Source organism: Candidatus Nitrosopumilus sp. bin_68KS, from assembly GCF_054095825.1.
Map to the genome: position 1 here is coordinate 12,745 of NZ_JBSWSP010000012.1, position 20,947 is coordinate 33,691.

Below are 20,947 nucleotides of genomic sequence, written 5' to 3' on the forward strand. Positions count from 1 at the left end.
TGAAAATGAAAACATATCTCATCCCTATAATTATCTCAGTTGTTGTTTTAGTGGCATATTTTTCTATTTTGCCAACAACTATACAAGAAAATGGTTTATCAAAACAATGCGACATTCCAGATGATGTCAATTTTGTAGATAGACGAAGTGTAATTTCTACACCCCAAGATGGAAAACCACATTATTCTATCAAGACAGAATTTTCAATTTTTTCTACTGTTCACATTGGGGAATTTGCAGTAGACGAATCTGTTCATTCTTTGATACTGAAACCTGTGGTATCTTCGTATGGTTACATCATAATGTGTGATCCATTGCCTATTTTAGAAAAAAGGTTTGAGATAAAATTACACGGGTTATTCATTCTTGTCGATGGCGAGGAGATTGAACCTAATTTGGTCAACGATGTGCTAAGAATTGACGTTAACAACAACACTAGAATTGAGATCATTGGATTTACGTTTGTTTGAAGATGAAAACTAGATTCTCAAAGGTATTGAAGTAATAGTTTAATGCCGTTATTTTTAATAAAATATTGTCAGTTAGAAATCAGGTTTTTTTGAATATAATTTGAGTTCCTTTAGTGGGATTTGCAATGTTGGTTTGGCACCCCAAAATAGTCTATAATTTTGGAATGGTTTTGGTTTTTCACATTCATTTTCCTATCCACATATGCAATGTGACTATGACTCTCTAGTTTATCAGAGCAGATAATTTTGATTCTGGATGAATTGATTTGCTTTTTTAGATGATTTTTGTATAAGTTTAATGCATTTTTGCTTCCAACATAGAGTACATTGTTATTTGTTTTACTGAGTCGCAGTATAATGTCATTTGAAATCATTTGAATTCTGTGCGGATCTTCGGAAAACTTTTTCATATTGGCATTCATTTCATTGAATCCAGTCATGTGCAGGCATACCACTCTTGATTCAACATGTATTGTGTCATTCTGCATTGACATGTATTAGCAAAAACAAATACAACAATTAATGCCAACATTATGCGATGGAGTTGTGAAAAAATATTATTTCTCATCAAATGTATTTTCGAGACATCCAATATCACAGTATTTTTCAAATCCTACAAATTCTTTGTCACATATTGCACATTTTTTTACTAATCTCACAATATAATATAGCATTTCTAACATAAAACAATGATCTACACATAATCAGCATAGTACAAACTTAGTTTTGTCTAAATATGACTCCATATTCCACATATGGATATGTTACAATGTGATAAAATTATGCTTATCACTAATTAAAATAAAAAAATAGCATTATTTGCCATAGTTTACAGATATAATGCAAACACAGATCTATCATCATTACTGATCATATGTAAGGCATGCCGAAGTATAGTGACATTATTCAAATATTACAAAAACCAATCAGGTGTGATGTCAAATAGAAACGCAATCTTGTACCATCTAAATATACAAGATCCAGATTATGAGTCCAGCTATGACTCAGATTAGTTCATGTCCCATAATCGATTTTGTTAAACTTTAAGGCCGTCAAAGGGATTTGCATAATCAGTTTAACACCCACATCAAATTTTCAAAGTCAACAAATACTAACCAAACTTTTTGAAAAATTATTTATAAATTTCTTGAATTGTTTATAAATTTCTGAAAATTAATTTATAAATTAATTTATAAATTATTTCACGCCTAGCATTTCAAAACCATCATAATCTTTGGTAAGGGTATGAAATCCTTGAGTAAGGGTGGTCATCCTTACCATTTCATCCACGCCTGAAATAAAGTAAGGGTAGTAAGGATAGTAAGGATAGACTAAGGATAGTAAGGATAAGGATAGATAAAATTCGAGGCTAATATCACTAATCCTTACTTAAGGTCATCCTTACCTTACTATCCCTGCTCTTATCTTCAACCTTAGTTATATAGCTGAAAAATTTTTGTAAAAAATTTGTGTAAGATTACAGTAAGGATACAAACCTTACATCAAAAATTCAAACCCTTACTTTTTGTATATAACTAAGGTAAGAAATTTTTGCAAGGATTTCTTGTCAACAAAAACGATCCTGAAAATAATTTATAAATTAACTTATAAATTATTTCAGAAATTTATAAATTATTTTGAGACTGTAAAGACGTTAAAATAATTTTGTAGAATTCTCTTAAGGGGATTTGTTATTTTGGTTCAAATCCCTGTCACTAGGAGTTAACGAGTTTATCGATAATCAATAAAAAGGCAATCCCCCCCTTTTAGGTTCAAAAACCTGCGGTCAACTAAAGAAAGACGATGGTATGATTTGTTGGAAAATGATTATAACGAAAGTATGAATTTGTGAATGATATGGATTTCTGTGATGATGGAAAATGTTTCAAAACAAGAAATGGTGAAGGAAGACATTTGAAACATCCTGAAGATTATTTTGTGTTAGGTGGTGTAGCCGATTTTGTTGCACATATAATAGGAATTATTGCCTTTGTCACAATTTTAGTTAGTTTTTGGTTATATTCTCAACATGTAGGAAATGATGTTCAATGGGTTCTAAACACATGGGGAATATCTCTTGAGATTCTTGGATTTGTGTTGATGTTGTGGGCAGGAACTAGAATGATAAATCTACCAAAAAAATTAGTTGAAAGTGTAAATTCAGACAGTGAAACTCCTACCAAAGTAATGGGCTCTCCACATCCTACTACATGGGCAATGGGCATAGGTTTCATTATCATGGGATTGGTTTTTCAATTAATTGCTTCCTGGATATGACATTAAGAGGAAGAAAAAACCATTACAACATAAAATTCCTCAAAGGTTATGGATTTTCAGTAAAACTACATAACAAGAAAATTCAACTCAAAAACAATTACGACCCATTTTCAGAACCACAAACAGAAGAATACTTTATCCACAAATTACCTTATGAGAAAATTGTCTTGCAAGGAAATGGATACATCTCAACTGAAGCCCTAAAACTCCTTACTGAAAACGGTCGGCAATTACTCCTAGTAGACCATGAGGGAAATCCATCAACTATGATGAATGGGTTGATGAGTTCTTGGACATCCACTGATTATAGAATAGGACAATATGATACATTCCGAGATAAGACAAAGTGTGAATATCTCTCAAGACAGATAGTCAAAGCGAAACTAGAATCACAAATTAAATTTCTAGAATCCACAAAAAATCCCGAGATAATTTCAGGACTTGGTAAGATCAAGGATTATCAAAAAACAATCCTAAATGACCCTAATCAATTATCATTTGAGGCAAAGATCGCAAGGGCATACTTTACAGAGTATGCAAAACTATTCCCTATAAAATACAATTTTGATTCTCGAAATCAATCAAAGATTAGAATCTCAAAAAATAATGCCACTGATGTGATTAACGGATTGCTAAACTATGGATATGCCGTACTAGCTAGTGAGATTGCAAAGTTTGTTAATGGAATGGGTCTTGACCCTTACTATGGATTCTATCACAAAAGACATTCGGGATTTCAGGCTCTGGTCTATGATTTGATTGAACCCTTTAGATGGTTAGTGGATTATTCCGTTTATTCAATTGCAAATCACAAGGATTCAAGAAAAAGAATCAAACTAAACGAATTAGCCCATGATAGAAATGGGAGTATTCGAATGAATTATGATTTGATTAGACGGTTTTTAGAATTGTTAGAGCGGAATTTCGTACAAGAAAGGCGTTATGATTTCAGACACGGGGCAAAGACTCAAGACGGATTAAAATCAGTTCAGGAAATTACTATTGCAAAAATCATGGTTCAGAATCTAGTCGAATATTGTACAGGAAAACAAAAAGAATTTTTAATTTAATCATAGTAGATTTGTCCACGCGAATCCACAAACGGTGGTTTTTTCGTTTGTTCATTTAAAGACAATTTGTTTTCAGTTGGATCAGTTGTTTTTTTGTTATTTTCAATTATGATTGGGGTTGTAGTAATGCCTGTTTTTTTCAATAGATTGTGTAATCTGTTCATCTCAGTGTTAATTTTACTCATCCCTTGATACTTTGCCACAAAAAGACATGTGGATACAGCACTGGAAATTTCTTGATCCATGGGTCTTAAAAATTCAGGATTAATTAATTCATATTCATTTAACATTTTTTCCATATCATCTAGAATTTCCTTATTTTCTTTTTCATTTTGTTTTTGGCTAAATTCAAATGCCAACAATACTACTTTGTATAATGAATCTAATCTACGTTGAACATATGTCTCTCTTTTTTCACGTAATTTTTTTTGTTCTTCAATGATTTTATGAGTTTGTTTCTGTTGATCAGACGAATATATCAGAATAGAAATTGCAATTGCAGTACCTATTGAAGTACTTACGAACAATGAAACCCATCCTGAAACATCCCCAGTTGTGGTTGTGGTGCTAAAATCAGTCAAAATTTCAATGAAAAATAATGAAAGAAGGATAACAAGCACAGTCAGATATAAAATCCCCGCAATTTTTTGTTTCCAAATTACAGTTTCTTTTTGATTACTGTTTTTCATGTAATGTGTTATCAAAAAGATATGAACTTAAGCATATTGTTAAAATCTAGATGTCTTTTGAAATGTGTTTTTTCTTTTGCAAACTTTGCATTTGGCAGTTTTTGCCCATCCTTCAACTGACCAACCGTTACCAATTCTTACTCTGGTTGTATGATCACAGTTAGTACAGATTACGTTGACTTCGTAGGATTTTTTTGGGTTTGGCTCTCCTTTTAACCATTCTTTGATTCCCATGATGAAACTAAATTTTTGTGAACTTAAGCCTATTGGGTGATTCTAATATTTTGTAATTCTGGAATATCAATCCAAGTCTTTCCATCATAACTTATCTTTGTGACTCTTCCTTCAGTTTTTGGCAGTGGTTCTGGCTCTATGTCATCAGAATCTTCAAAGGATTCATCTAAAACGCTAGTCACATAGTCTTGTCCCACTTCTTTGATGGTTTCAATTACATTTTTGATAGAACGACAACCAAATGGACCAAATAGTGTTATGTGTGGTACGGGTCTTTTTCTGACCATACCCCTAACTCGAAACTTATGATAAATATCAAAAATTAATTTTTTACAAAGATCACGAATATCGCCTCTAATTCGAATCTCAATCAGATATGGGGTGTCCATCTATTTTGAAAACAGATTCTTGTATTTTAGAGAGGTCTTTTTCCATCTAATTTCTAATACAAAATTACTCACAAAGCAAATAGATTGCAATATTTTCAAATTTTTTCAATTCTTAACGATTCCGATTTTGTTGTTCAAAAATTACATCGCATCCCTTAGATTCTCATATTATCATACGATTTCATGAGGCCACGAATCACCAATGCTCTCAAAGGAGCATTAGGTGAAGTCTACTACAAGGAACTCTGTGATCAGAGAGGATGGGCATATTGCTCACTTGAGAATTTACATAATTCTAGTTTGGATGTAATTTCATTTAAGAAAGGATTCTCTAGGATTCGTGTAAAAATCCCTGACTCCATAAAGCCTGAGGTCAAAACAATATCTACACCATCAAATGCTTCGATAGATAATCCTAGTTTTGTCTTTGATTATTTGGCATGCAAAGTTGGAGATTCTACGGAAGGAATTGTCAGACCAAATGATTTTTGCTGGTCTGAGATTAAGACAGGTTTAGGAATATTTTCAAAAAATCAATATCGAACAATGTACAAAATCACTCTACCAATAGCGGTTTTCCATATTGAAGATATTTTTGCAAAGCCACACCACATAGAAATGGATTGGAAGATGAAATCAGGAAAAGACATTGCTGATTCTTTGCAGATAAAACTAGAGTCAAAAAAGAAGTTCCAAAATAACTACCAGTCAAAGACATACAAAAAATCAAACTATAAAAAATCAATTTACCCTACAAAGAGAGTTTATGATTTTGGGAATAATTCTTCTAAAAACCAAAAATGGTTTAGTTGAGACATTCTCTAGACACTAGCACAAAATCATACCTAAAGAGGGAGCGTTCCCTTTTTACTGATTGCAGATAAACTTGTTAACACTTGAAAAGTAGAAATTTTAATCTGCAAAATTATGCAAAAGAGGTTTCCATGAAAATGCTTCTGGTTTTCTGTCACCTTGTGATTCCAATTGTTTGAGGTCAACTACGGTAGGAATTCCCCTCATTGCATTGTACAATACATTAGATGATCTTTGCAATACCATCTCTTTTTGAACCTCAAAATACTTTTCCTTCCATACTGCTGCCTCTTCTGAAACTAACTGCTTTGCAAGTTTCTTGATTTCTTCTTTTTTTGATTCCTCAATTTCAGAAATTCCGCCTAGGTTGAGTGGCTTGGAACATTTTGAGCAAATGTTTGCATCAGGGTTATTTACCGTTCCGCAAATGGTGCAAGCTTGTGGTATGTTTTGTTTTTCCTCTTGCTCTAGTTTTATTCCATAATGTTTGAAGAGTATGTCATCAACATCTGAATTATCAAGATGAACATAGCGACTGGACATTTTAGAGTTGTTTGCCCATCCATGACGTATTCTCATATGTGCTTCAGTCATGAATTTTACAGTTCTTGTAGCTTCTGAATGTCTAAACAAATTGAGATACACTTTCTTTGATAAATTTGCCATGCCACACCTGCGCATTACCATTTGACGTGCAGAACTATACGTCATTGGTTGTCCGTATTTTGACTTGTTGAGATTTATCCACAATGGTGCATCAGGATTATCCCTAAGAGGATGTACATTAAGCCAAGATGAAAGATTAGGTATTGATTCAACTAGACGTACTGGTCTTGCACCTGTCTTGCCATCCACATGCAAAACAATTCCATACTCATCAGACTTTACATGTTTTAGTTGCAAGTTCAAAATTTCTCCAGGTCTTGTACCGCTATCATAGATACAATCAATGAATGCTCTATCCCTTGCATTCTCACCGCATGCATAAAGAATTCGTGTTCTATCAGACTCTGTAATCAAGTCTTCTCTTGAGATTTTATCCTTGACACGTTTTGCCTTGATGTTCTTGATCTCTGGAGGATCTCCAACTTCATCCTTGCTTCTAGAGCCAAGCTTGAACCATCTGAAAAATATCTTTAAGATTTTTTTATGATCATGTGTTGTGTTCGTCTCCTGACCGTCAGAGGAATATTTCTGAACTAATAGTGATACAATTCTATCAATGTCTATTTTTGTAGCATCTATCCAGTTTTTTTCCAAGAATCTACTAAGATTAAGAATTGTCTGCAAGTGTTTGTGTTGCACTGCCTTTGAGAGAGATTCTGTGATCATCACATTGAGATATTGTTCAATAATGTCGATATTTTCTTGAGATAATTCTTTTTTGATTAGAATTAGAGTTCTTGATATTCTCTTATCATAGTCATAAATGCCGATATTCGCAGGATTTGATGGTTTTTGGCTCAACAATTCAATATCACGATGTAGGGATTTAAGTAGAATTGATGGCGCCCTCGGCGGGATTTGAACACGCGTCTCAGCCGTGACAGGGCCGAATTCTAGACCGGGCTATACTACAAGGGCACAAGTTGTTTGAACAAAATTGCCAGATTAAAAGTTTCTGTCACAAGAAAATATTTTGTAAAAGACTAAATTATACACGAAAAGCATTTTTGATGAGGGTCTATGGCGCAGCCAGGTAGCGCACCGGACTTTTAATCCGGTTGTCAAGGGTCCGAATCCCTTTAGACCCGCTATCCCTTTATCTCATTTTCAAGACTCTATGTAGCAAATCATCAATTTCGAATTTCCTAATAGTTTTTTGGAGGTATAATGTACATTGAGAACAGACATTAGATTAAGCAAAGAAGAACTTGAAACAACCAAACAAGATGCTTTGGAATTATTTTTCTCTGGAATAAAGTCAAAGGAAACTAAAAGAACTATGACTGCAAATCTCAAGACTTTCTTGATAAATGCATGTGCAGATTTGGTAGAAGGAGATTTTGAGCAGAGAGCACAACAATTTGTAAAAATTGCAATAGAAGATCAAGAAAAGGCAACTAGAATAATTTTGGCATATGTAAAGAGATTGAAAGAAAGAAGTAATCTTTCTAAAACTGATTCTTACTACCTTAACCCATCTACAATTCCAAACAAAATCAAACCAATTAGAAAACTATTGGATATGAACAATGTTGGATTAGCTTGGAAACGAGTTTATTCAACATATCCTGAATTAGACAATACTCACAAAGGTCGTGGGTATTCAAGAGAAGAAATCAAGAAGTTTTTAGAATATTCTCCCGATGTAGAAATAGATTTTGTAATTTTAGCCTCCAGTTCAGGAGGATTACGTGTTGGAGCATGGGAAGGTTTGACATGGGAGGATACTTTTCCAATTTACAAATCAAAAAAGGGTTTTACTTCTGAACCTATAGATTCAAATGACAAAATTGTTTGTGGAGCACTTCGGATTTACGGAGGGACACCAGAAGAGTACATTGCATTAGTCTCAATTGAGACCTGGGAAAAATTATCTGAATACAAAAAATTCTATGCCAAAAAAATAGGCAGGATGCCTAAAAATTCTGATTGTCTTTTGTTAGAACGATTTTCTAAAGTAACGCCCATGAGTTTGTTAGCCTTAAGAAAGAGATTAGAAAGAATAGCGGCAAGATCAGGTATCAGACAACCACTGTTAGAAGGAAGAAGAAGGTATGAGGTGCCAGCTACTCATGGTTTTAGACGATTCTGGAATAAGGTTATGATGAATGCTCAAAGAAGACGAAGTACATTAGCTGCTTTAGTGATCAAGGAACGATTGATGGGTCATGGAGGTCTTGTCAATACCGATAAGAATTATTTCTGGACAGAAGTTTCTGATTTGGTTCCTGAATATTTGGAGGCTATGCCAGAGTTAATCATCAATGATGAAATACGATTACGTCTTGAATTAGAAAACAAGAATAATGAATTGGAGATCAATCAGCAAAAGATTGATCAAACAAAAGAAATGGCTGAAAAATTGAAGGAGTTAGAAGCCAAAGTTTTGAGAATGACTAAGTACGAGCAGTCTTCTTGAGAATATTCAACCATATTTTATCAGAATCATCTTCATACAGTCCTTGTTCTGTAGAAAAGAGATAACCCAACAAAGCATCATCATCAGCCTTGGAATTTATCATCAAACGAAATATGTCTGGATCAAAAGATACGAAAATACTGCCTGAATCAATCTGTTTTAGATATGATGATTTTTGCCAAGAATATTCTCCTTTATTATCCAGTAGTCTATCAAGCAATTTACGCACATTTTTGGTAGTGGTCCCATGTTTATCAGCTACAGATCTCATGCTTTTTGTTTTCATGTATTCTTTCATCAGACTATGAATTTTCTTTAAGGGGAATTTGTGTGTGGATAGAGACACTAGTTTCATTTTTGCCATAGGATAACTTTCAGAGATCACATAAGTATATGCACTCCTAAAATCATCAAAAGAAAAATCTTTTGCTACAAAGTGATAGTTCTTTGAAAACTTTTTCTGAAATTGTTTGGAGTCTAGTTTAGGACGGTTTTTTCTGGATTTCTTTTCTAAAGTATGAATTTTCCAGTGTAAATGAAACAAGCAAATTAGGTTTGAAACTATCTGTTCAACACTCCAATCACTTTTAGGATTCTCATATGTTAATTTCTGAAATCTAGCCTTCACGATATTTTTTGATTGTAGAATTTCTGAAATGGTTTTTGCAAAATTGTTTTTGTTGGGCATTACATAGTAAGCTGGATGATTGTCTCCGATAGATGCAATTTTCTTTGTTTTCTTTAGATTTTGGAGAATTTTTTCTGTTGATGTATAGTTTGCCCTTTTTTTGGAATAATTATCTACTATGTTTCTAGTGAAAGATAGAGGGTTGTCTGTAATGTATTGAATGATTTTCTGTTCTTCGGGTAAATTTGATTTTGACATTTTATTGTCAATATAAGAACATGCTAAAAAATTGTTGCAAATCGATGTTAACGCGATTCTTACGAATTAGTTTACCATATACAAAGTATGAATGAAAACACACAGCTTGAATGTACACACAAACCAAAAACTCGAAAACTGATCTTTTCCTGTCAGGTTACAGGTAGTTACGAGATTCTTGTGTGTGATGATTGCTATCAGAAAGAAAGTAAAGAATTCCTCAAAAAGGAGATGAAATTGGATGGATGAAATAGAAAATCCATACGAAGAGTCTGAGTTTCACTATGCACATTTGGAATATCAGGCTAAAAGAGAGAAACTGGAGAAGAAAATTCCAGACCTCCAAAAGATTCTTGATAAATTTCAGGATGACAAAAAGAAGCTTCGAAAAAGACATCTTGATGAAATCAGAGAACTGGAAAAAAAGTACAAAATTCCATCAAATGAGTTTTCATCATTTTTTGAAGAGCATCATGGAGCAAAACTCCATTACGGAATTGAGGAGAAGAAATGAGAAAAGTAGTTTTTGAAAACATTGGACTTTATCCTCCATGTTGCCTAATCCACAACATACAATTCCAACATATCTATGGAACAACAAAATGGTATTGTACTCGTTGCCAAAAGACCATTGAACTGCCAATAAAGCAGGTACCATAGTCAGAAAGTCTGGAGGTTTTTGTGTGAGCAACATGAATGGACGTACTAGAAAAAAGATGTATGATTTTCTCTGTAAGAGGGATGGAGAATATTGCAAAATGTGTGGAAAACTGCCTTGGGAGGGTCAACTAGTAATAGATCACAGAGATAACGACAATTCAAACAACTCACCTGAAAACCTCCAACTTCTTTGTCGTTCTTGTAACTATATCAAGAACCCAAGAGATGAACCACTCGACATGTGTGTGAGTTCTAGCAATGAATCAATCAAGATAAACAAATCAAAGGAGCCAAAGTTCAGAGAGTTTGTGTATACGAATATTGATGAGAATGGTTCTATCGATTATGAAGATGCTGTTTATTCTGGTTCTGAGATTGTAGGAGTCTCCCCCGAAACTGCCAAAAGATACATTCGAAAGATGTGTTCAAAAGTGGGTAAGCTATCAAAATTCAGACATATTCCAATAGGTTGTAGCTTAATTCACACTAGACCAATATTATCTCTAAAGTATAAGGAGAAAGATTCGTTTGATTAATTGTCATAGAATGTTCTGTTTTGTTCCCAAAATAGATGCAAAATGGGACCAATATACAGAGAATTAATGAGAATTATTGAAAAGCGTAGTTACCATTTCATCGAAACAAATTCACACTGTTCAGAGACTATTATTATCTCATTAGGCACACAGAGAGAATTTTGATTATAAATGATTTAGCCGTATTTGTTGTTCTAGATTAACAATTGATAAAAAACTAATTTTTGGAATATATTGATTTACCAGCTTTATCAATAATCCATTTCACTTTATTTAATTCAGAAAGTCTACCCATTGTAGCAACTCTAATTCTTACCATCTCTTTTTCAAAAGATTCTAATTCTTTGGGTTTTTTCGGTTTTTCTTTTTTATGATATTGAAGATATTCTGTTTCAAAAATTTTGTCAATATCATCAGCAACTAACTGATTTTTTTCAGATATACCTTCAAGAATTTTTGTGACAATGATATTTTCTAATTTAAACTGAGGAATAATTTTCTCAACAATGAAATCAGATTCATCATCTGAAAATACTCCATCATATTGATCATTATCTAAAATTGGATTTTCTAATAAAGCAAAGTCTCTTCCTAAATCAGTTAGTGAAACTAGACAGGTATTTCCTTCTACTTTTACACCTACCAATCCTAATTCAAAACATGCGCCTTTGAATTCAAATGGAGATGATTTAGAAGTTAATTTTCCAATGAAATGTTCTATAAATCGAATTTTACTTGCAATGACTTTGGATTGAATCTTTTGTCTTTGAAAACCTCTTCCTTTATTTATCTCAGACATTGGAGTAGGTAGTCCAGTGGAAATTTTTTGATTTCTAACCAAATTATGTGATTCTTCATATTCACGTAATTTTGATGATAGTGATTCAGCAAAGGCATAAGCAGTATCGTGAAGTTGAGATAATTCAATCCATGTGTTTTGTGTACCCATCATTATTGCAAGTTGATGAACAATAATTTTTACTGGAAATAATCTATTATAGAAACTCCAGATTATTGATTGAACAGGTGGAGGTATCTGTGATTTTTCAAGTGGAATATCACTTATACTTCGCAACAAATCTTGTTGGGATTCTACAATGTGTTTCCGAATTTGTGATGTAAGAGAGTCATTTTCAGAAATTGGGTTTTGTTCTGGATTTGCAGATTCTTCTTGGATTTGATTATTTAATGCAATTTTGATGAATTGATAAATATCATGATATTTTTCTTGTTTAACTAGACTCTCCATCTTTTCAAGTAGCTCTGAATCAACATCTATCTTGATTAGCATAATGAAATTTTAGATATATACCATATAAAGATACTCGAAAAAAGACACGTATATCCACTATTGTGTCAATTATACCCTGATCGCTTAATTTTTAGCTTGATCAATACCTTTATACACCACTTTATATCCCCTATAACTATGCAAACAGGATATAATGACCAGATAACAACAATGGATTCAGACGTACTAATTTCAATTCTAAAGAGTCCATATGTTGTGAAAAAAATTCTTGAAATTTTTAGAGGAAATTCCAAAGAAAGTACTCTTCAAGATATAGTGAAAAAAGAAATTGCAAAGATGACAATCTCAAAAAAAAATAGGAGTATTGATGATTTTGTCTAAACAGCAACTATCCATAGAAAAATTGTCATTAGAACAAATGAGTCAAATCATAAAAGCTGAAAGTAGAATTGAACGAATGATTGCAAATAAAGCAACAAGAGGAGATCGTTATCATGAAAAATAAATTAAACAAAAGTGTAAGATCAACACTTATTCAGAATGTAATGAAAGGTAAAATTGCAGAAGAGATTGCAAAACAAGACTACAAAGAGCATGGATTTGAAATTCAAAAGACAGGAGTAGGAAGTGATTTTATTGCCATAAAAGAAAATGAAAATTTTACATACACAGAATATGTAGATGTGAAATCAGGTAACGCTAAACTTACAAAAAAACAGAAAAAAACAAAAAATGAGCTTAGAAAAGAAAATATCAATTATGTAGTATATCGTGTAACCAATAAACATCTAGAATATCAAATTGAAAATAATCTAAAAATGCAGAAAATGTGTCAAAGTTATGGGTTTGACATATCACAATTTTCCGGAGCATTCATAATACAAGATCCAACTAGTTGCCCAAGTTGTAAATTAAATGCAAGCGGCTTACGTGAAATTTTAATTAATTTTGGTCTACGCAATATGAAAGATGCATCAGTCAGAGTTCAATCATGGTGTAGAAATTGTAGAAACTATTCAAGGAGGGGAAGAAAATGAGATGCAAAATTTGTGATCTAACACATAAAAATACTTCAAGATATCAATCATGGGTAGAACATCAAGTATGTAGGGTATGTTATTCTATATTAGAGATTTTTTCCTGGAATTCAAACTATCTAAAAGAATATTGGGAGATCAATCATGCTCAGTGATTTAATGCCAAATATTTCAAGACATTTTTTGTACTCCATTTTAGAGCATAATCAGATAAGTGGAAGTGCAATCATCGAAACAATTGCAGAATCTCGTTCTGAGGACGTAGGAGAATTCCTATCATCTTTAGGAAATTGCCTGGTCACATATTTTTTCCAATTAGAAGCAGGTTTGGAAGGATATGATGAATATAGAACACAGGCACTAAAAGAGCTAAAAAACCTTCAGGAAGAGAATTTGGAGGAATTAGATTGATTGTAAATATTCATAAAAACAGTGCTTATGACGATCATATTTTTAATCATGTATTCACCACATTTAGTTTAACGAGGGGGTTCAGAAATGGCAAATAAAGTTAAAACATTAACCAAATGTGAAGATTGTAAAAATTATTTTAAAACCAGTTTTGGATCTAATGTATCAACATGTCCAAATTGTATGGCATTAAAAAAAGAAAGTGTTAAGAAAATGGCAACAGATTTGAAAGAAGAGATTTTATATACTAAGAAAATAGAATTTGATTTAACATCTTCAGATCAAAAACTCACTGCAGTAAAAGCACAAGGTGAAGTTTTTGCATCTAGAGGTGGGACTGACTTAATGATAACAGAATTTGTAGAAAATTCTATCGATGCTATTAAAAAGCGAAAAGTGATGGAAGTATTTCCAAAAGTACTTAAAAATTTAAATTTTGATGAAGAAACTGAAAAAATAGCTATTGAAAAATACACATTACCAATAACAGAATTTCAAAAAAAATATCCTAGGTTATCAAATGATAAAAGTGAACATTTGACATCATTACAGAATGAAATCTTTAAAACAATTAAATCTGAAAATCAAAGAAGAGAATATGTCATAGTTGAATTAGATGATGAAAAAAGAGAAGTTAGAATAATAGATTCAGGAACTGGTATTGAGCACCCTATACACATATGCGAAAAACCATTTGTAAGTCTTAAAACAGGTGAAGATTATAGTACAGGACAATTTGGTAGAGGTTCTCAAGTATTCAGAGAGTTTTGCGGATTAATGGAATTTTATTCAATAAGAGACAAAATATCAAAAAAAGAAGAAGAGAACATCAGTGATGAAAATTGGGATAGAAGTAAATTTGATGAAAAATCTATTCACATTAAATTTCCTCATGATTATCCAGGAGGGCATTACTCATTCATAAATTCTAAAAATTTCAAAGAATATTCAAATTTTAATCGTATAGGCACCGTAGTGATTCTTAGTAAGTGGAAACAAAATTACTACGATGAACTAAGTAAACATATTTCCAAACTTGAAAGAAGGTTGGTTCATCATTTTGGTTTTGCCCTAGATGACATTTACAATATTGGCCTTAAACTAAAACATAAAAAGAAAGAAATTGAGATTTTACAAAAAAATTATGAAGATAATCCAAAAATTCAAGGATTGTTTGATTTACCACCCATTACAATCAGAACTGAATTAGGACAAGAGTTGGGCAAAGTAGAATTTTTTATTTATAAAACAGTTAGAAGTTATTCTGATGCTCATAAAGAGCCATTTTTAGTTGTAAATGGAAGACCATTAGGAGATACCTCAATAGCAGATATGCCTAGAATGTCTCAACATAAACAAATTTGGGAATCAAATACCATTACAGGATATGTTGTCTGTAACGCAGTAACTCCTAATCAAATGAGAATTGGTTTAGCAGATACTGATGCAACTACTCCATTTTACCATGCAATGACTTCTGCATCAATAGATCTTAAAGGATTAAACACGATTTGGAAAAATGAATTATCATCAGCAATAGACAAAACCATGATGAATGAAGTTGTAGATACTGTGACAAGATTTCTTTCAAAAAAAGGAATTAAATTTAATTTTACTAATCCTCTACAAAAAGGAATACAAAAGGATTCAAAAAAACAGGGAGATGAAATTACTGAAGAAAGAGTTTCCAATGAAGATAGAGGCCCAAATCAAGGATTAATTGATTCAGAAGAGGGTGAAGAAGTTCTTGTTGGATATAAAAAAACCAAAACAGACCCAAAAGAACATACTGAATGGGATGAGGATACAATCATTGTTCCTCATGGAGGTAAGAAAAAAGATGGCGATACAATCATCTCAGTTAAAGTGAAAAAATCTTTAGTGAGTAAAGGCGGACGAAAAATTAGAAAATCATACAGTGGTCCTGATCTAGACTTTAATGTAGATGAAGATTGTGGTGACGAATTATCATATTTTGAATCTGACCCTCCAACAGTCATGATACAATCAGAGCATCCAGCTTGGAAAAAACTATCAAAAAAAGCACGTGACCAAGTAAATGGTGAAAAATTTGAGAAAGAGAAAAAAGATTATTTGCTTGAAAGATATCTTTGGGAATTAATGAATAATAAAGCAGTTCAAAAGGATGTTGAGATAAATGATGAAGAACGAAAAAATATGTTTTGGACATATTATCATGATCTTTTAGATACTAAATGACTTCCAACAAAGAAGACTTAATTAAAAAAATTACAGCCTCAATCCAAAAAATTCAAGACAATGTAATTCCTGGAGCAAAAGGACTTGATAGGACCGAAGTGAGGGAACATATTGTTTTTTGGGAATTAGGAGTACTGTTAAAAGAATATGTAGATTTAGAATCTATTCCTGCAGACAATATTCATGATGAATTAGATAATAGATTTAGGAAAATTGAAAAGAAAATCAGAAGTGATGGAATTAGAAAAGGGATGAAACCGTTACCATCATGGCAATACAAAAATCAAATGGTAAAACCACCAAGAATGCAAGAACCATCTATGACATGGGTTTTAATTTGCTGGGATTTTATTTATGAGTATCAAGATTTAGAACGTTGGAATCTTATTGCTAATCTTTCAGGAGCTATGTTTGAAGATGGGTTTGTAAGAAAACGAGCTGAAGAACTTATTCCATTTTTTTCTAAAGCAGATCCTATTCCTAATGCAAAGGAGTTGCAAGGAAGATTTGTTAAAGAAATGTCAAAATTTGATAAAAATCCTAGTCGTAAAGAATTTGGAACAGGTGGCGGTTTTCAAGGTTTAATTCCACAAATATTTGGAAAATATAAAGTTGATATCAATTTAGCAAAAAAACATGTTTTTGGAATTAAATCGGTTGTTAATACATTACTTGAAGATGAACCCGACAACTATGAAAAAAGGAATATTTATGCAAAAAATATTGGAATTGAAGCGATTGATTCCTTACGAAGACTACTTAGATTGATCAGTATCACGGAGGAAGATAAATTTCAAAAAAGATTAAAACAGTTAGGAAACAAAATTCCAAGATTAATTAAAACGAAACATACTGAGTCAAAAGAGTTGTATGCCATTTTGTATTCATTGATTAATGATGAAAAATCTAGAAAACAGTTTCTTCACAGAGTAACCAGACATGATCTAACAATTCTCAATACAAAATTATCTGCTATTGCCACTGCTGATGGATTTCGGGAATATCAAGAGAATCAAAAGGCAAAAGAAGAATTATTTAGTTAAAACTAAACTCTAAGGAAGAACAACAGTAGAATTTACTCTTTCAAACTCATAAATTTCTCTTTTAAGAATTCTATTCTTAGCTATTTTACATGCATCCTTATTCAAATCAATTCCAATGTATTGTCGTCTAAGGTTCTTACTTGCTACCAAAGTTGTTCCTGAACCACACATAGGATCAAGCACTACATCATTTTCGTTACTAGAAACTTGAATTATTCGTTCCAACAATCTTTCTGGTTTTTGTGTAGGATATCCAGTTGATTCTTTTTTTGAAACCTGAACACTCTGTACATCATCCCATACATCCTGAAGTACTATACCTGGCATTTCATCAAGATATCTTTTCAAGAGAGGAACGTTACCAGGTTTTCCTTGATAAATTCTATTTTCCTTTTTTAATCTCTTCATACTTCTTTCACAGTATCGCCAATATCGTGTAATTCCCATGAATTTGTATCTAGGATTCCCTTTTGATCTTCCACCAGGGCCAGACAAATCACCTAATGCATATTTTCTGCCAGTTTCAGATTCTACATGTCTGTATGTTTTTTTTACGTATTCATCAGAATATGGTTGATAGATTGGATTCCAGGTGTAATCATTGGATTTTGTATAAAAGAAAATTACATCATGTACTCTGCCAAATGATTTTGTTCCATGTCTTGTATTATTATGTACATTATGTCTTTTCCAAACAATTTCATTTTGAAAGAATTTTCTACCAAAAATTTTGTCTAGTTCAACTTTCAGATAATGTGATGCGTGCCAATCACAATGTAAATACAAAGAACCAGTATTTTTCAATACTCTATGACATTCCTGTAATACTTGAATCATAGAATCAAGATAAGAGTCTAAATTACGATCCCAGGTATCACTAAAAGAATTAATTTTTCCATATTTTCCTTTAGCCTCGAATGTACGACCTGCGAAGAAAGGAGGATCTAAATAGCATAAATCAACAGTTTCTTTATCAAATTTTTGAAGTAATTTTATTGAATTGCCATGTAATACTTGATTAATTTTTGTAGGCATGATTCTATTTTGAAAGTTCGAAGGTTGATCTTAAAACCAGGTAATCAACAATAGTTGATTTTTCATCAATTATGTAAATCATTAATAAAATTAGGCTCTGGGAATCTATATTTCTTCCTGGTCATTTTGTTTACATTTGTATAATTTACAAAAGTAAATTGTATACATATTAACAAGATCAAAAAACGTGAATGGTGTTTCTAAGAGATAAAGCAAAGTAATTTAAAAAAACATTTTCAGTGTATAGTTTGTACACCTACTTTTAGGATATAATTTCAGAATATTATTTTCTATTACATCACTATGTTTTGGTTGAAATAAGATAAGATAATTTAAGTAATTGATTGTACAGAAAAATTTCATTTATTGTATCAAATTTATCTTTTTAACAAATCATACAAAAATGCATCAGACTCTTTATCATCCATTGCATTTTCATAATATACAAAACCATAAGCTTTGTAAAATTCACGGACATCTGAACTATCTCTTGGATTTAACATTACATATCTACAACCAACTCTTTTTTTTATTTCAGGAAGAATTTTTACAAATACCATATCCAAGAGTTCTCTTCCAATCCCTCTTCTTTGATTTCCTTTTTTCACTGCTAAATGACTAATTAACAAAGCTGGGATTGTTGTACAGATTTCTTTTGCTTCAATTGCAGGAGTTGCATCATTTCTAATATGAGCTGCTGCAACTGTAACATAACCCATCACTTCACCTTGAATTCTAAGCTGATACATTCGAATTATTTGTTCTCTAACATCGCCTAAAGAAATGTTATGATAGTAATCGGTAAACTCTTGTTCATCAGATTCAAAACCATCATCTAATAAATCAGATTCTTGAACTTGATAGTATTCATATTCTATGGAATTGAAATCTATCTTTGGTAAAGGCAATTTGTAATAATCAGAAATTTGATTTAGGATTAGCTTTTGTAACGTGTTCTTTAGCTCTTTCTAAATTTGCTACTTGTTCAGGAGTTGCTCCTGCTCTCATGTTTTCACGTAATTGTCCCATTTGCATTTCATCAAATGGTTTAACATCTCTTAATGCCATGTAACACATATGTTACATTTTGTATATAATAATTTGCATTCATTGAGCAAATAAGATTTAGAATAAATAAGAATAATTTCCTACTTGTAACTACTTTGTGCCTAAGTAGTTATAACTACTTTGTGCCTAAGTTACTAGAAAAATGAGTTCAGTTCAAAAGGCTAGAACCACTTTTGAAGGAAAAAGAAGATCATGAAATAACCAGGCTTTAAAATATCATATTCGTCTATTATTCAAAATGAGTCCAGAACAAGCACCTTTAGAGCTTGTAATCCCTTTAGACCCGCTACTTTTTTTATTTATTTTATAATTTCATCTACTTGTTTTGTCAAGTTTTCAATTGAAGAGTTGATTTTGTTTTCTCTTTTAGTGACATGTGTCCTATATTCGTTGATCTTTTGAATCCTATCAGATATCATTCTTTTTTGTTCATCATATCCTGAAGAACCTAATGATTTTCTATCCTTAAGGGATGATACAATAGATGTGTTTGAAATGATTTTAGATACTATTTTTGGATCTACTTTAGTATCAGAAACAGATTTTTTGATTTGTTCTAAAGTTAATTTTGAAATGGGTTTTTTTGATTGATAAGATAATTGAACTAAAACTCCTGAAATTTTATGAGTTACTCTAAATGGGATTCCTTCCTGTACTAATTTTTCAGCAATATCAAGTGCAATAAGATTACTGGATTCTGTAACTTTTTTCATTTGTTTTTCATTTACTTTCAAAGTAAGAAGAATAGATTTTAAAATCAATAATGCACTAATGGAAATTTTTGAGGTATTCCATATCGAAGATTTTATCTGTTGTAAATCACGTCCATACCCAGAAGCTAAACCTTTGATGGTTGTAAGAATTGCAGTTAGGTTTCCAATTATTTCAGAGGTTTTACCACGAGTTAATTCTAAGATGTCTGGATTTTTCTTTTGTGGCATTACACTTGAAGGAGATGTAAATTCATCTGCTAGTTCAACGAATGAGAATTCAGATGTTGACCATATAACAAAATCTTCAGATATCTTACTTAGATTAGTCATTAAAATTGAAATCATGGCAACATATTCTGCTACAAAATCACGTGTACTAGTAGCATCAATTGAATTTTCAACAACACCATCAAAACCTAGCATTTTTGCAGTACTTACTCTATCAATTGGAATACTAGTTCCCCCAACAGGTCCTGCTCCTAATGGACTTTGATTAACTCTTTCAAAAGTCCCATAAAGTCTCTGAAAGTCTCTAAGCAATACATCTGCATGAGATAAAAGATAATGAGAAAACAAACCAGCTTGGGCCTGTTGAAGATGAGTGTATAGTGGCATGATTGTTTTTTGATGGTTTTTAGCTATGGAAACTAAAGCTTCGATAGTATCTAAAAGACAATTACAGATTATGTTAATGTCATCTCTAATTTTCATTCTAATGTCTAAAGAAACTTGATCGTTTCTAGACCTAGCAGTATGCATTTTTCCACCACTTGCCATACCAGCCTTTTTGATCACTAGTGATTCAATTAATTCATGAATATCCTCAGCGCCAGAAGATGTATCAAATTTTTCATTTTTCAAAATATTCAGAGATGATAGGATCTTTTTTGCATCATTTTTTGTAATGATGTTATTTTGGTATAACATCAAAGTGTGAGCTTGACTTCCAATAATATCATAATATGCTATTTCAGAATCATCGTTAATTGAGGAAACATAATCTAACGTGATATCACTCAAATCAGTACCTAGACGTGAACGATACATTATCTAAGGTTC

Annotated in this window: 26 protein-coding genes and 2 tRNA genes; 15 read left to right on the forward strand and 13 right to left on the reverse strand. The window is 32.0% G+C overall.

Going from position 1 to position 20,947, the window contains the following annotated elements:
- Positions 1–5: 5 nt before the first annotated feature.
- Positions 6–470, forward strand: coding sequence for a hypothetical protein (locus ACW9W3_RS05790; protein WP_457765209.1), 465 nt, complete (start codon positions 6–8; stop codon positions 468–470).
- A 110-nt stretch (positions 471–580) separates the two neighbouring features.
- Here the strand turns inward: ACW9W3_RS05790 and ACW9W3_RS05795 are convergent, their stop codons facing one another.
- Together ACW9W3_RS05795 and ACW9W3_RS05800 are read right to left on the reverse strand one after the other, a co-directional pair.
- Positions 581–964, reverse strand: a complete 384-nt coding sequence (locus ACW9W3_RS05795; RefSeq protein WP_457765210.1) for a hypothetical protein — start codon at positions 962–964, stop codon at positions 581–583.
- Positions 965–1,027: 63 nt separating this feature from the next.
- On the reverse strand, positions 1,028–1,153 hold the full coding sequence (locus ACW9W3_RS05800; RefSeq protein ID WP_457765211.1) for a hypothetical protein: 126 nt from the start codon (positions 1,151–1,153) through the stop codon (positions 1,028–1,030).
- 1,174 nt (positions 1,154–2,327) lie between these two features.
- On the opposite strand from ACW9W3_RS05800, the gene ACW9W3_RS05805 reads away from it, so the two are divergent.
- Together ACW9W3_RS05805 and cas1 are read left to right on the forward strand one after the other, a co-directional pair.
- Entirely contained in the window at positions 2,328–2,747 is a 420-nt protein-coding gene (locus ACW9W3_RS05805; RefSeq protein ID WP_457765212.1) for a hypothetical protein, read from the forward strand.
- Entirely contained in the window at positions 2,744–3,817 is a 1,074-nt protein-coding gene (cas1, locus tag ACW9W3_RS05810) for a CRISPR-associated endonuclease Cas1 (protein WP_457765213.1), read from the forward strand. Before ACW9W3_RS05805 ends, cas1 begins: the two co-directional genes overlap by 4 nt.
- Here cas1 and ACW9W3_RS05815 read toward each other — a convergent pair.
- From ACW9W3_RS05815 to ACW9W3_RS05825, 3 genes are read right to left on the reverse strand one after another with little or no spacing between them, the layout of a single operon-like run.
- A complete protein-coding gene (locus tag ACW9W3_RS05815; protein ID WP_457765214.1) occupies positions 3,814–4,506 on the reverse strand; it encodes a hypothetical protein in 693 nt (230 codons plus the stop codon). The genes cas1 and ACW9W3_RS05815 overlap by 4 nt on opposite strands.
- Before the next feature lie 39 nt (positions 4,507–4,545).
- A complete protein-coding gene (locus ACW9W3_RS05820) occupies positions 4,546–4,740 on the reverse strand; it encodes a hypothetical protein (protein WP_457765215.1) in 195 nt (64 codons plus the stop codon).
- Between the two features lie 29 nt (positions 4,741–4,769).
- Positions 4,770–5,129 carry a hypothetical protein gene (locus tag ACW9W3_RS05825; RefSeq protein WP_457765216.1) on the reverse strand — a complete coding sequence of 120 codons (360 nt, stop codon included), beginning with the start codon at positions 5,127–5,129 and terminating at the stop codon, positions 4,770–4,772.
- A gap of 183 nt (positions 5,130–5,312) precedes the next feature.
- On the opposite strand from ACW9W3_RS05825, the gene ACW9W3_RS05830 reads away from it, so the two are divergent.
- Complete coding sequence (locus ACW9W3_RS05830) at positions 5,313–5,942, forward strand: hypothetical protein (RefSeq protein WP_457765217.1); 630 nt, start codon at positions 5,313–5,315, stop codon at positions 5,940–5,942.
- 99 nt (positions 5,943–6,041) lie between these two features.
- Here the strand turns inward: ACW9W3_RS05830 and ACW9W3_RS05835 are convergent, their stop codons facing one another.
- Both ACW9W3_RS05835 and ACW9W3_RS05840 read right to left on the reverse strand, forming a co-directional pair.
- Positions 6,042–7,409: a tyrosine-type recombinase/integrase gene (locus ACW9W3_RS05835; RefSeq protein WP_457765218.1), complete on the reverse strand. Its 1,368-nt coding sequence runs from the start codon at positions 7,407–7,409 to the stop codon at positions 6,042–6,044.
- Positions 7,410–7,448: 39 nt separating this feature from the next.
- A tRNA-Asp gene (locus ACW9W3_RS05840) sits at positions 7,449–7,526 on the reverse strand.
- Between the two features lie 96 nt (positions 7,527–7,622).
- On the opposite strand from ACW9W3_RS05840, the gene ACW9W3_RS05845 reads away from it, so the two are divergent.
- Both ACW9W3_RS05845 and ACW9W3_RS05850 read left to right on the forward strand, forming a co-directional pair.
- Positions 7,623–7,696 (forward strand) — tRNA-Lys (locus ACW9W3_RS05845).
- Between the two features lie 86 nt (positions 7,697–7,782).
- Positions 7,783–9,027: an integrase gene (locus tag ACW9W3_RS05850; protein WP_457765219.1), complete on the forward strand. Its 1,245-nt coding sequence runs from the start codon at positions 7,783–7,785 to the stop codon at positions 9,025–9,027.
- On the opposite strand, the gene ACW9W3_RS05855 is transcribed toward ACW9W3_RS05850, so the two are convergent.
- Positions 9,005–9,913 (reverse strand): hypothetical protein, encoded by a 909-nt coding sequence (locus ACW9W3_RS05855; RefSeq protein WP_457765220.1) that lies wholly within the window; start codon positions 9,911–9,913, stop codon positions 9,005–9,007. The genes ACW9W3_RS05850 and ACW9W3_RS05855 overlap by 23 nt on opposite strands.
- Before the next feature lie 241 nt (positions 9,914–10,154).
- Between ACW9W3_RS05855 and ACW9W3_RS05860 the strand changes: the two genes are divergently transcribed.
- Genes ACW9W3_RS05860 through ACW9W3_RS05870 form a run of 3 tightly spaced genes read left to right on the forward strand, consistent with a single transcriptional unit; the run spans position 10,155 to position 11,109 of the window.
- Positions 10,155–10,427, forward strand: coding sequence for a hypothetical protein (locus tag ACW9W3_RS05860; RefSeq protein WP_457765221.1), 273 nt, complete (start codon positions 10,155–10,157; stop codon positions 10,425–10,427).
- Positions 10,424–10,573 (forward strand): hypothetical protein, encoded by a 150-nt coding sequence (locus ACW9W3_RS05865; protein WP_457765222.1) that lies wholly within the window; start codon positions 10,424–10,426, stop codon positions 10,571–10,573. Before ACW9W3_RS05860 ends, ACW9W3_RS05865 begins: the two co-directional genes overlap by 4 nt.
- A 32-nt stretch (positions 10,574–10,605) precedes the next feature.
- The gene (locus ACW9W3_RS05870; RefSeq protein WP_457765274.1) at positions 10,606–11,109 is read left to right on the forward strand and encodes an HNH endonuclease; all 504 of its coding nucleotides are present in this window, start codon (positions 10,606–10,608) and stop codon (positions 11,107–11,109) included.
- A gap of 217 nt (positions 11,110–11,326) precedes the next feature.
- Here ACW9W3_RS05870 and ACW9W3_RS05875 read toward each other — a convergent pair whose 3' ends face one another.
- Positions 11,327–12,400 (reverse strand): hypothetical protein, encoded by a 1,074-nt coding sequence (locus ACW9W3_RS05875; protein WP_457765223.1) that lies wholly within the window; start codon positions 12,398–12,400, stop codon positions 11,327–11,329.
- A gap of 138 nt (positions 12,401–12,538) precedes the next feature.
- Here ACW9W3_RS05875 and ACW9W3_RS05880 point away from each other — a divergent pair, with 138 nt between their 5' ends.
- The 6 genes from ACW9W3_RS05880 (at position 12,539) to ACW9W3_RS05905 (ending at position 17,072) form a co-directional block, all read left to right on the forward strand.
- The gene (locus ACW9W3_RS05880; protein WP_457765224.1) at positions 12,539–12,742 is read left to right on the forward strand and encodes a hypothetical protein; all 204 of its coding nucleotides are present in this window, start codon (positions 12,539–12,541) and stop codon (positions 12,740–12,742) included.
- Positions 12,735–12,866: a hypothetical protein gene (locus ACW9W3_RS05885; protein WP_457765225.1), complete on the forward strand. Its 132-nt coding sequence runs from the start codon at positions 12,735–12,737 to the stop codon at positions 12,864–12,866. The genes ACW9W3_RS05880 and ACW9W3_RS05885 overlap by 8 nt, the downstream gene beginning before the upstream one ends.
- Positions 12,856–13,398 (forward strand): VRR-NUC domain-containing protein, encoded by a 543-nt coding sequence (locus ACW9W3_RS05890; RefSeq protein WP_457765226.1) that lies wholly within the window; start codon positions 12,856–12,858, stop codon positions 13,396–13,398. Before ACW9W3_RS05885 ends, ACW9W3_RS05890 begins: the two co-directional genes overlap by 11 nt.
- A 144-nt stretch (positions 13,399–13,542) precedes the next feature.
- Positions 13,543–13,809: a hypothetical protein gene (locus tag ACW9W3_RS05895; RefSeq protein ID WP_457765227.1), complete on the forward strand. Its 267-nt coding sequence runs from the start codon at positions 13,543–13,545 to the stop codon at positions 13,807–13,809.
- An 87-nt stretch (positions 13,810–13,896) separates the two neighbouring features.
- Positions 13,897–16,029 carry a hypothetical protein gene (locus tag ACW9W3_RS05900; protein WP_457765228.1) on the forward strand — a complete coding sequence of 711 codons (2,133 nt, stop codon included), beginning with the start codon at positions 13,897–13,899 and terminating at the stop codon, positions 16,027–16,029.
- Positions 16,026–17,072: a hypothetical protein gene (locus ACW9W3_RS05905; RefSeq protein ID WP_457765229.1), complete on the forward strand. Its 1,047-nt coding sequence runs from the start codon at positions 16,026–16,028 to the stop codon at positions 17,070–17,072. The genes ACW9W3_RS05900 and ACW9W3_RS05905 overlap by 4 nt, the downstream gene beginning before the upstream one ends.
- A 9-nt stretch (positions 17,073–17,081) precedes the next feature.
- Here the strand turns inward: ACW9W3_RS05905 and ACW9W3_RS05910 are convergent, their stop codons facing one another.
- The 4 genes from ACW9W3_RS05910 to argH form a co-directional block, all read right to left on the reverse strand.
- Positions 17,082–18,107 carry a site-specific DNA-methyltransferase gene (locus tag ACW9W3_RS05910; protein ID WP_457765230.1) on the reverse strand — a complete coding sequence of 342 codons (1,026 nt, stop codon included), beginning with the start codon at positions 18,105–18,107 and terminating at the stop codon, positions 17,082–17,084.
- 377 nt (positions 18,108–18,484) lie between these two features.
- Positions 18,485–19,015: a GNAT family N-acetyltransferase gene (locus ACW9W3_RS05915; protein WP_457765231.1), complete on the reverse strand. Its 531-nt coding sequence runs from the start codon at positions 19,013–19,015 to the stop codon at positions 18,485–18,487.
- A 10-nt stretch (positions 19,016–19,025) separates the two neighbouring features.
- Complete coding sequence (locus ACW9W3_RS05920) at positions 19,026–19,175, reverse strand: hypothetical protein (RefSeq protein ID WP_457765232.1); 150 nt, start codon at positions 19,173–19,175, stop codon at positions 19,026–19,028.
- 299 nt (positions 19,176–19,474) lie between these two features.
- Positions 19,475–20,935 (reverse strand): argininosuccinate lyase, encoded by a 1,461-nt coding sequence (gene argH / locus ACW9W3_RS05925; protein ID WP_457765233.1) that lies wholly within the window; start codon positions 20,933–20,935, stop codon positions 19,475–19,477.
- Between the last annotated feature and the right edge of the window lie 12 nt (positions 20,936–20,947).

Bases quoted from the DNA above. Each gene is read 5' to 3' on its own strand.
- ACW9W3_RS05790 (WP_457765209.1), top strand. From the start codon at position 6: ATGAAAACATATCTCATCCCTATAATTATCTCAGTTGTTGTTTTAGTG.
- ACW9W3_RS05795 (WP_457765210.1), bottom strand. From the start codon at position 964: ATGTCAATGCAGAATGACACAATACATGTTGAATCAAGAGTGGTATGC.
- ACW9W3_RS05800 (WP_457765211.1), bottom strand. From the start codon at position 1,153: ATGTTAGAAATGCTATATTATATTGTGAGATTAGTAAAAAAATGTGCA.
- ACW9W3_RS05805 (WP_457765212.1), top strand. From the start codon at position 2,328: ATGGATTTCTGTGATGATGGAAAATGTTTCAAAACAAGAAATGGTGAA.
- cas1 (WP_457765213.1), top strand. From the start codon at position 2,744: ATGACATTAAGAGGAAGAAAAAACCATTACAACATAAAATTCCTCAAA.
- ACW9W3_RS05815 (WP_457765214.1), bottom strand. From the start codon at position 4,506: ATGAAAAACAGTAATCAAAAAGAAACTGTAATTTGGAAACAAAAAATT.
- ACW9W3_RS05820 (WP_457765215.1), bottom strand. From the start codon at position 4,740: ATGGGAATCAAAGAATGGTTAAAAGGAGAGCCAAACCCAAAAAAATCC.
- ACW9W3_RS05825 (WP_457765216.1), bottom strand. From the start codon at position 5,129: ATGGACACCCCATATCTGATTGAGATTCGAATTAGAGGCGATATTCGT.
- ACW9W3_RS05830 (WP_457765217.1), top strand. From the start codon at position 5,313: ATGAGGCCACGAATCACCAATGCTCTCAAAGGAGCATTAGGTGAAGTC.
- ACW9W3_RS05855 (WP_457765220.1), bottom strand. From the start codon at position 9,913: ATGTCAAAATCAAATTTACCCGAAGAACAGAAAATCATTCAATACATT.
- ACW9W3_RS05860 (WP_457765221.1), top strand. From the start codon at position 10,155: ATGGATGAAATAGAAAATCCATACGAAGAGTCTGAGTTTCACTATGCA.
- ACW9W3_RS05865 (WP_457765222.1), top strand. From the start codon at position 10,424: ATGAGAAAAGTAGTTTTTGAAAACATTGGACTTTATCCTCCATGTTGC.
- ACW9W3_RS05870 (WP_457765274.1), top strand. From the start codon at position 10,606: ATGAATGGACGTACTAGAAAAAAGATGTATGATTTTCTCTGTAAGAGG.
- ACW9W3_RS05875 (WP_457765223.1), bottom strand. From the start codon at position 12,400: ATGCTAATCAAGATAGATGTTGATTCAGAGCTACTTGAAAAGATGGAG.
- ACW9W3_RS05880 (WP_457765224.1), top strand. From the start codon at position 12,539: ATGCAAACAGGATATAATGACCAGATAACAACAATGGATTCAGACGTA.
- ACW9W3_RS05890 (WP_457765226.1), top strand. From the start codon at position 12,856: ATGAAAAATAAATTAAACAAAAGTGTAAGATCAACACTTATTCAGAAT.
- ACW9W3_RS05895 (WP_457765227.1), top strand. From the start codon at position 13,543: ATGCTCAGTGATTTAATGCCAAATATTTCAAGACATTTTTTGTACTCC.
- ACW9W3_RS05900 (WP_457765228.1), top strand. From the start codon at position 13,897: ATGGCAAATAAAGTTAAAACATTAACCAAATGTGAAGATTGTAAAAAT.
- ACW9W3_RS05905 (WP_457765229.1), top strand. From the start codon at position 16,026: ATGACTTCCAACAAAGAAGACTTAATTAAAAAAATTACAGCCTCAATC.
- ACW9W3_RS05910 (WP_457765230.1), bottom strand. From the start codon at position 18,107: ATGCCTACAAAAATTAATCAAGTATTACATGGCAATTCAATAAAATTA.
- ACW9W3_RS05920 (WP_457765232.1), bottom strand. From the start codon at position 19,175: ATGGCATTAAGAGATGTTAAACCATTTGATGAAATGCAAATGGGACAA.
- argH (WP_457765233.1), bottom strand. From the start codon at position 20,935: ATGTATCGTTCACGTCTAGGTACTGATTTGAGTGATATCACGTTAGAT.